The sequence below is a fragment of the Methanothrix sp. genome, from assembly GCF_024518575.1.
In the GTDB taxonomy this organism is placed as follows: domain Archaea; phylum Halobacteriota; class Methanosarcinia; order Methanotrichales; family Methanotrichaceae; genus Methanothrix_B.
The window spans coordinates 21,677-29,915 of the sequence record NZ_JANIHG010000020.1; the positions used below are offsets into that span (position 1 = coordinate 21,677).

An 8,239-nucleotide genomic window follows, 5' to 3' on the forward strand; every position below is an offset into this window, starting at 1 on the left:
TAAACGTGGATTGCAAGATGAGCACCGCGTCTGAGGTCACTTCGCTCAAGGAGGAGTACACAAGGTTCGTGGGGAGAAAGCTGCTGTTCATGGCAGCTGTCTCCCTGTGTATAATCATAGTGGCCGGGGTCTCAGCTACGCTCGGCTCTGCAAACCTCTCCGTGTGGGAGGTCTACAGCGCGATACTGGCGAGGGCGTTTCCCGGGCATTTCCAGACGACGTGGTTTGCTGAGACGATCGTATGGGGGCTGAGGCTTCACAGGATCCTGATGGGGATTGTTGTAGGCGCTGGCCTCGGGATAGCCGGGGCTGTTATGCAGGGGATCCTGAAGAATCCCCTGGCGAGCCCGTTCACCCTGGGTATCTCATCGGCGGCGAGCTTCGGCGCGGCGCTCGCCATAATACTGGGAGCTGGTTTTGCAGGCGGCGAGTATCTCATAATAGGAAACACGTTTGTCTTCACGCTCCTAGCAACCTTTGCGGTTTATGGCCTTGCCAAATACAAGGGGGTAACGCCGGAGACGATGATCCTCGCGGGAATAGCGATCATGTACTTCTTCTCAGCAATGACATCTTTCCTCCAGTACGTCGGCAGGGCTGAGCAGGTCCAGGAGGTCGTATTCTGGATGATGGGATCGCTCGGGCGATCCTCCTGGGAGAAGGTCTACGCATCAACAATCATGATTCTCATCTGTTTGCCATACATAATCCTGAAGTCGTGGGATATCAACGCGATAGGCGCCGGCGATGAGACCGCGGCGAGCCTGGGTGTAAATGTGGAGAGGACTCGTGTCATATCCATGACCTTCGCCTCGCTCATAACAGCGAGCGTGATCTGCTTCACCGGGACCATCGGTTTCATAGGTCTCGTGGCACCTCACATGACCAGAATGATCATAGGCGGGGATCACAGGTTTCTGATCCCTGGATCCGCGCTGATGGGTGCTCTGATACTCCTGGCCGCGGACACCCTTGCGAGGACGATACTGGCGCCTGTCATACTTCCCGTGGGGATAATGACATCCTTCCTGGGGGTGCCGTTCTTCGTGTATCTGTTTTTGAAAAGGAGGAAGGAGTTTTGGTGAAGATCACAATCAATAACGTATCGTTCAGCTACGGGTCCTCAGTCATTCTCAACGATCTGAACATTGTGGTTGAGGACTCCGAGATTCTTGGGCTCGTCGGCCCGAACGGCTCCGGAAAGACCACTCTGATCAAGTGCATCGACAGAATACTGAAACCGAATGGCAGCATATTTCTGGATGGAAGGGATCTATCCTCGATGAGCAGGGGTGAGATCGCCAGGGAGATCGGTTACGTTCCCCAGTCTGGCAGCGGTGCGATGGGGACGACTGTGTTCGAGACGATACTCATGGGGAGAAGGCCTCACATCAGTTGGAGGGTCTCTGAGAGGGATCTAGATATCGTGAGCGATGTAATAGAGCTCCTCCATCTCGAAGATCTCGCAATGCGCGAGTTCGGCCAGCTCAGCGGCGGCCAGAGGCAGAAGGTCCTGATCGCGCGTGCCCTTGCGCAGGAGCCCTCTGTTCTGCTCTTAGATGAGCCTACCTCGAACCTCGACATGAAGCACCAGCTAGAGGTCATGGAGATAATCAGGGAGATGGTTCAGAAAAAGAACATCTCTGCTGTGATGGCAGTGCACGATCTAAACCTCGCTGCCAGGTTCGTCGATAAGCTCGCAATCCTCAAGAACGGCAGGATCTGGGCAGCGGGGGAGGCATCATCGCTACTAACGGCCGAGATAATAAGAGAGGTTTACGGCGTCGAGGCGGTGGTAATGCAGCTCGAGAGGCCGTTCGTGATACCGATACGCTCTCTCAACGGAGGCGTGGCATGCGACTGAGAGCTCTCACCTGGGCGAGTGACAAGGCGCTTCTGGTACAGGCAGGAGCAGAGCTAAACATCGATCTCAGGGTCTGGTCTGTTCAGGAGCTATCGGATCCAGGGGCTATGGAGGAGTGCAGGAGCTCGCTTAACGAAGCTGACCTCATCCTCGTCCATCCGACACATGATGGGATGTTTGATGATCTCCTGAACATCAATAAGCCGATCATCTCATTCGGCTTCGATCCATCACTCTGGACTTACTCGCGTTGTGTCTCTCCAAAGGTCGTGGCCACTGTGAACACGTATGTGGTCTACGGCGGGCTTGAGAACATCAAGAACATGCTCCTCTACATAGGCAGAGAGGTTCTCGGCCTCGATCTTTCCTGCAGAGAGCCGCAGGAGACGCTATGGCAGGGGATATACCATCCAGATGCTGAGAGGGCGTTCGAGACGGTCGAGGAGTACCTGGAGTGGAGGCCTTTCAGACATAAACACACGATAGGAATACTGTTTTTCAGGACATACTGGGCCAACAGGGACCTGGAGATCGTCGACGGTCTCATAAGAGCGCTGGAGAGAGAGTTCAACGTCATAGCTGCATTCGGGCTCGGGAGCGTCGGCTCAAGGCAGACAAACGCGAAGCAGATAGATCAGGTCGTGAGAGAGTTCTTCTCAGGACGTGTGGAGCTTATAATCAACCTCCAGTCTGTTTTCCATGCTGGAAGTGTTGAGGTATCCATAAACTCGCTGAAGGAGCTCGATATCCCGGTCATACATCCTCTGACGCTCTATCACAAGACAGAGGATGAGTGGAAGACGGATTTCAGAGGCATGGATCCGAGCGAGATCGGCTGGTCCATAGCTCTGCCTGAGTTCGAGGGTCTGATAGAGAACATAGCCGTAGGCGTTGCAGAGAGAAAGGATATGTGGGGGGATGAGGTCGAGACGCACCGGCCCATCGGAGAGCGGGTAGAAAGGCTGGTTAACAGGATCCGCGCCTGGATCAGGCTGAGATCGAAGCCCAGGGCTGAGAGGAGGATTGCGTTCGTGCTCCACAACAGCCCGTGCGCATCGGTCGAGGCCACTGTGGGTGCGGCTGCGCATCTCGACACTCTCGAGAGCGTGGCGAGGATAATGTCAAGGCTCTCGGAGCTCGGATACCAGCTCGACACATTCCCGGGGAACGGGAAGGAGCTGATCGAGGATATCCTGAACCACAAGGCGATATCCGAGTTCAGGTGGACGACCGTCAGTGAGATCGTGAGCAAGGGTGGAGCTCTGGCCCTTGTGGATCCTTATGATTATGAGAGGTGGTTCAATGGTCTTCCAGAGGAGAGCAGATCAAGGATATGCCAGGCATGGGGGAGGCCGCCGGGCGAGCCCAGAGATGGTCTGCCTGCGCCGATGCTCCACGAAGGGAAGATCGTCGTCACAGGTCGCAGGTACGGGAATGTTGTGGTCTGCGTCCAGCCGAAGAGGGGATGTGCCGGAGCGAGATGCGACGGCCAGGCGTGCAGGATACTCCACGATCCTGAGACCCCGCCTACACATCAGTATCTTGCAACCTACAAGTACCTGGAGAGGGATTTCGGCGCAGACGTCATAATTCACGTCGGGACGCACGGCAACCTGGAGTTCCTCCCAGGCAAGTCCGTGGCTTTATCCGAGAACTGCTTCCCTGATATCGCCATAGGCGATCTGCCCCATCTCTACATCTACAACTCGGACAACCCTGCAGAGGGGACTGTGGCGAAGCGCAGGAGCTACGCTGTGACCGTGGATCACATGCAGACCGTGATGACCACTGCTGGACTCTATGGCGAGCTCAAGGAGCTGGATGATAGAATAGATGAGTACAGGCGCGCGGAAGATCACGGAAGAAGGCATGCTCTGAAACACATAATCCTGGAGCTCCTGGAGAGGTCCAATCTCGCAGAGGAGCTTAAAGTGGATCTTGATAAAGATAATTTTGAGTATATTCTTGAGAGAGCGCATGCGAAGCTATCCGAGATATACAGCTCGTACATCCCGGATGGAATGCACATCTTTGGGGAGGTTCCCCAGGGCGATAAGAGAGTGGAGATGGTGAGCGCCATCTTGAAACCTCTGGTTCGAGGCTCAGCAGATCTAAGGGATACGGTCAGGGCTGTTCTCAGCGGAGAGGATGCTGATCCGGAGATAAAGGAGCTCATCGATGATATAGCCCGTAGGATGGACGGGTCTGATGAGATGGGGAGTCTGATGCACGCGATCGATGGCGGTTTTGTCCGTCCAGGGCCATCGGGTCTGATCACCAGAGGAAAACCAGAGGTCCTGCCGACCGGCAGGAACATGTACTCCCTGGATCCGGGGAACATCCCGACTCAGGCAGCAGCGCTGATAGGAAAACAGCTCGCAGAGAAGCTCCTGGAGCGGTACAGGAAAGAGCACGAAAGATGGCCTGAGAACGTGGCGATGTACTGGATGGCCAGCGATATAATGTGGGCTGACGGTGAGCAGCTCGCGCAGATGTTTTATCTTCTTGGCGTCGAGCCCACCTGGAAGGGAGGGAGGCTCAGCGGCTACAGGATAATTCCTCTTGAGGATCTCGGAAGGCCTCGAATAGACCTCACAGTTCGCGTCTCAGGCATCACAAGAGACTGTTTCATGGGCTGCATAGAGCTTCTCGATTCGGCTATACAGGACGTCGCAGCTCTGGACGAACCGCCTGAGATGAATTATGTGAGAAAGCATCTGATCGAGAGCGGGGATGCGAGAGCACTTAGGATCTTTGCGAGCCCGCCGGGGACTTACGGGAGTGGTGTGAATCTGGCAGTGTATGCATCAGCTTGGAAGGACGAGAAGGATCTGTCAGATGTATTCCTGCAGTGGAACAGCTACGCGTACGGGAAGAACCTGTTTGGAGATCCTGCGCCGAGATCGCTGAAGGAGATGCTCAGGACCGTCGATGCTGCGTTCAACAAGACCGTCACCGATGAGTACGATCTTCTCGGATGCTGCTGCTACTTCGGAACATACGGCGGGTTGACGAACGCCGCGGAGACCCTCTCGGGTCACAGGATCTCCACATACTACGGCGACACAAGGGACAGCGAGATGGTGGAGATAAGAACTCTCGCAGATGAGATCAGATGGGTTGTGAGAACAAAGCTGCTTAATCCTAAATGGATCGAGGGGATGAAGCGTCACGGCTACAAGGGCGCCGGCGATATCTCGAAGAGGGTCGGCAGGGTCTACGGCTGGGAGGCCACGACGAAAGAGGTTGATGACTGGGTATTCGATGATATAGCGAAGACGTTCGTGCTCGATGAGGAGATGCGCAGCTTCTTCGAGGAGAGCAACCCCTGGGCGCTCGAGGAGATCGGCAGGAGGCTGCTTGAGGCCCATCAGAGGGGGCTGTGGGATGCGGACCCAGAGGTTCTGGACTCGCTCAGATCCGCGTACCTGGAGATCGAGGGGTGGATCGAGGACAAGGTCGGAGGCGGCGGCTTCCAGGGCGGCTCGATAGATGTTATGACTATGAAGGATGTCGCAGAGTGGCGCGATAAGGCAGCTAGGATACTGCGGGAGGCTGGGGCGGAGTGAGGCCCAGCATCTGTGATCCGCCAGCAGATCCGGTTCGGGGCAATTCCACTAAGTGATTTGAACTCAAGGCAGCTCCTGACCTTAGACAACCTCTCTTCAGAGACGCAGCTGGCTGTCTCCGACAGGGAGCATCCCACTCAGGCGCGTAAGGCATCTCGACAATCTTAAATCCCTCGATTCTCAAGTTGATCAGAGGTCTTTGCGATGGAGAGCGGTAAGAAGGACCTGGAGGGGCTTTACGATCTGGCCATACCTCCGGGCATACCCGTGAGCGTCATAAGAGAGCTCGTGGAGAAGTTTGAGGTTGATCTTGTAAAGCGTAAGGCCAGAGTGGATGTGATCGGGGAGGTCGACGAGCGGGAGATACTCGTGCTGCGTGGCGATCTCGATACGATCAAGCAGGCAGAGAAGTACATGTTCGAGGCGCTGGACAGAAAGCTCGAGGAGTGGAAGAGGGACGAGAGGGGCGAGAGGTACAGAAAGATGTACAAGCCTCTCAGCAAGGAGGAGCGCGAGAAGAAGGCAGCAGAGGACGTCGGCGGGAGCGCTCTGGACTCAAGCAGTGGCATGATGCGCTGAAAGTGCATCCAGTGTGCATAGCGCTGAGGGTATCCTGCGTTGAACAATCTGCGTGTCATGCAGACGCAGGGCGCTCAGCTTCTCCACTCCGACAGCTCGAGATTCTGGATTTTCACATCATGCCCAGAGCTTTATGCATCTGCGGGATCACCATCGCCCTGTCTGCTCCCAGATGCCTGGCCGCGATGCCTTGGAGCGCAAGAAGCTTGAGCTCGCTCACACTCTGACCGGAGACCGGCTGTATCACGATGGCGTCCACAGATGGCATCTCACGGCAGATGCGCTCTAGCTCGTGCTCTGCTGTCTCAGGGAGCACAACAATCTTTGCTATTGTGTATATCCCATTCTCAGATGCGAGCCTGATGCAGGCAAGCTCATTCTCTACAAGACTCTCACACTGAGCCGCGCTGCATCGAACTGTGCCCGGCAGCTTCACATCAATTGCCGCGATATCGATGTGCTCCGCGATGCGCGAGAACATATCGAATGAGCAGCCATTAGTCTCCAGGTAGACAGTCATCCCCAGGCTCTTAAGCTCTCCTGCGAGGGTTTCCGTGAACCCAGGCTGCTCCAGCGGCTCCCCGCCGGTTATCGATACGCTGTGGACCTCTGGGGCTGCGTGGAGCTTCACGCACTCGATGACCAGATCCACGCTGAGAGGGTTCCGGATCTCGACAAACCTGCGCGAACCCGGCGCGGTCTCAAGCCTGCAGCTATCTGTGCGCCTCAGGTACGCCCCAGTATCGCAGTAGATGCACCCAAGGGAGCATCCGGAGAGCCTCACGAAAACCTGCCTGCGACCCAGAAGCGGCCCCTCACCCTGGAAGCTGGTGAAAATCTCTCCAAGAAAGCCGTCACTGCTGGTACTCTGTCGGGTCAGGGACCCCAGCCTCCATGAACCCTCTCCTGCGGTGCTGGCATGATTCACATATGCCGCAGTGGATCTCTCCATCAAGGTAGCAGGACCATGTTAGCTCCACGGGGGCTTTGATCTCGGCGCCGAGACGCACGATCTCCCTCTTCCGCATATCCACAAGCGGCGCCACAACCTTCGGCGGCCGGCTGAACGACGCGACAGCTCTTTCAAGAAGCGCATTGAAGCGCTCCACGAACTCCAGCCTGTTATCCGGGTATGACATCGCCTCCTCGGCATTGAACCCGACGTAGATGCTCTCAGCCCCAAGGTATTCAGCGTATGCTGCAGCCATCGAGAGCAGCACTGTGTTGCGGCAGTAAACCCATGTCGGCGGTGTGGAATCAGAATCGAGCGATACCTCCCCGCCTGTCGGTATCCTGGCGCCCTGGGTGGTCAGTGCCGAGAGGTTCCTGAACAGATCCACACGGGCGCGCATCATATCTGACGCGCCGATAGCATCTGCGATCCTCTCGACCGCCTCAATCTCCCGCCGCTCGGCCTGCTGTCCGTAGCTAATGTGTATCAGATAGACATCCATGCCGGATCTGCGCGCGATCGTGGCGGCGACGGTCGAGTCCAGGCCGCCGGAGCAGAGGCATACAGCTTTACTCATCCACCATCACCCACTTGTCGCGACCCTCCCAGAGCCTGACCGAGATCAGTGATGCCTTTCCAGATACACCCTCCACCCCCAGCTCCTCGCGCAGCCTTCTGTGTATGTGTGATGCGATCATCTCAGCGGTCGGATTCTGAAGAACGCTGTTGAGATCGTTATGATCCAGATCACCGATCACCCGGCCCACGATCTTTTTCAGCACGTAAAAATCAATGATCATGCCATCATCTCCAGGATCGCCATGAAGGACCACCTCCACCCTGTACGTGTGGCCATGAATCCGGGAGCATCTCCCCTCATGCATGGGGAGGTGGTGAGCCGCATCGAACTCCATCGATATGCCTATCTTCATTCGAGGCGTCCCCGCATCCTGTCTATCTCGTCGAGCTGATCGAGCATCTTTCTGAGGGCCGTGCGCACCGCATCTGAGAAGCTCACGAACTTCTTTCCGTCGCCCACGTGCCTGTTCACATCATCTATGATGTGCTGGGGGATCTCAACAGTGACCTTAGGCATGGTAATCCTCTGGTATTCCCTGAAGAATACTGGGATATGAAGTTATCCCCATCGGTGTGGGCTGAAGATAACCTCGAAATGCAGCCACGAAAAGCAGGTTACGAGTGTTGTTAGGTCTGTTTCAGGAATCCTGACATAAAATCGGCGTTTCAACTCTGAAGAGCAGAGATGACGCAGGG

8 protein-coding genes are annotated in these 8,239 nt (G+C 56.0%); 4 read left to right on the forward strand and 4 right to left on the reverse strand.

Translation table 11 applies throughout. The features are described 5' to 3' along the window. Positions 1–17 precede the first annotated feature (17 nt). The 4 genes from NQU42_RS05495 (at position 18) to NQU42_RS05510 (ending at position 6,012) form a co-directional block, all read left to right on the forward strand. Entirely contained in the window at positions 18–1,085 is a 1,068-nt protein-coding gene (locus NQU42_RS05495; RefSeq protein WP_296609716.1) for an iron ABC transporter permease, read from the forward strand. Beyond that, entirely contained in the window at positions 1,079–1,864 is a 786-nt protein-coding gene (locus NQU42_RS05500; RefSeq protein WP_296609718.1) for an ABC transporter ATP-binding protein, read from the forward strand. The genes NQU42_RS05495 and NQU42_RS05500 overlap by 7 nt, the downstream gene beginning before the upstream one ends. Then, complete coding sequence (locus NQU42_RS05505; RefSeq protein ID WP_296609720.1) at positions 1,855–5,433, forward strand: cobaltochelatase subunit CobN; 3,579 nt, start codon at positions 1,855–1,857, stop codon at positions 5,431–5,433. Before NQU42_RS05500 ends, NQU42_RS05505 begins: the two co-directional genes overlap by 10 nt. Positions 5,434–5,637: 204 nt before the next feature. Further along, positions 5,638–6,012 (forward strand): hypothetical protein, encoded by a 375-nt coding sequence (locus NQU42_RS05510; RefSeq protein WP_296609721.1) that lies wholly within the window; start codon positions 5,638–5,640, stop codon positions 6,010–6,012. A 112-nt stretch (positions 6,013–6,124) separates the two neighbouring features. On the opposite strand, the gene NQU42_RS05515 is transcribed toward NQU42_RS05510, so the two are convergent. From NQU42_RS05515 to NQU42_RS05530, 4 genes are read right to left on the reverse strand one after another with little or no spacing between them, the layout of a single operon-like run. After that, positions 6,125–6,964 (reverse strand): 7-carboxy-7-deazaguanine synthase QueE, encoded by an 840-nt coding sequence (locus NQU42_RS05515; RefSeq protein ID WP_296609724.1) that lies wholly within the window; start codon positions 6,962–6,964, stop codon positions 6,125–6,127. After that, positions 6,867–7,541 (reverse strand): 7-cyano-7-deazaguanine synthase QueC, encoded by a 675-nt coding sequence (gene queC, locus NQU42_RS05520; protein WP_296609725.1) that lies wholly within the window; start codon positions 7,539–7,541, stop codon positions 6,867–6,869. Before queC ends, NQU42_RS05515 begins: the two co-directional genes overlap by 98 nt. Further along, on the reverse strand, positions 7,534–7,896 hold the full coding sequence (queD, locus tag NQU42_RS05525; RefSeq protein WP_296609726.1) for a 6-carboxytetrahydropterin synthase QueD: 363 nt from the start codon (positions 7,894–7,896) through the stop codon (positions 7,534–7,536). The genes queC and queD overlap by 8 nt, the downstream gene beginning before the upstream one ends. Further along, on the reverse strand, positions 7,893–8,060 hold the full coding sequence (locus tag NQU42_RS05530; protein WP_296609727.1) for a CopG family transcriptional regulator: 168 nt from the start codon (positions 8,058–8,060) through the stop codon (positions 7,893–7,895). Before NQU42_RS05530 ends, queD begins: the two co-directional genes overlap by 4 nt. Positions 8,061–8,239 lie beyond the last annotated feature (179 nt).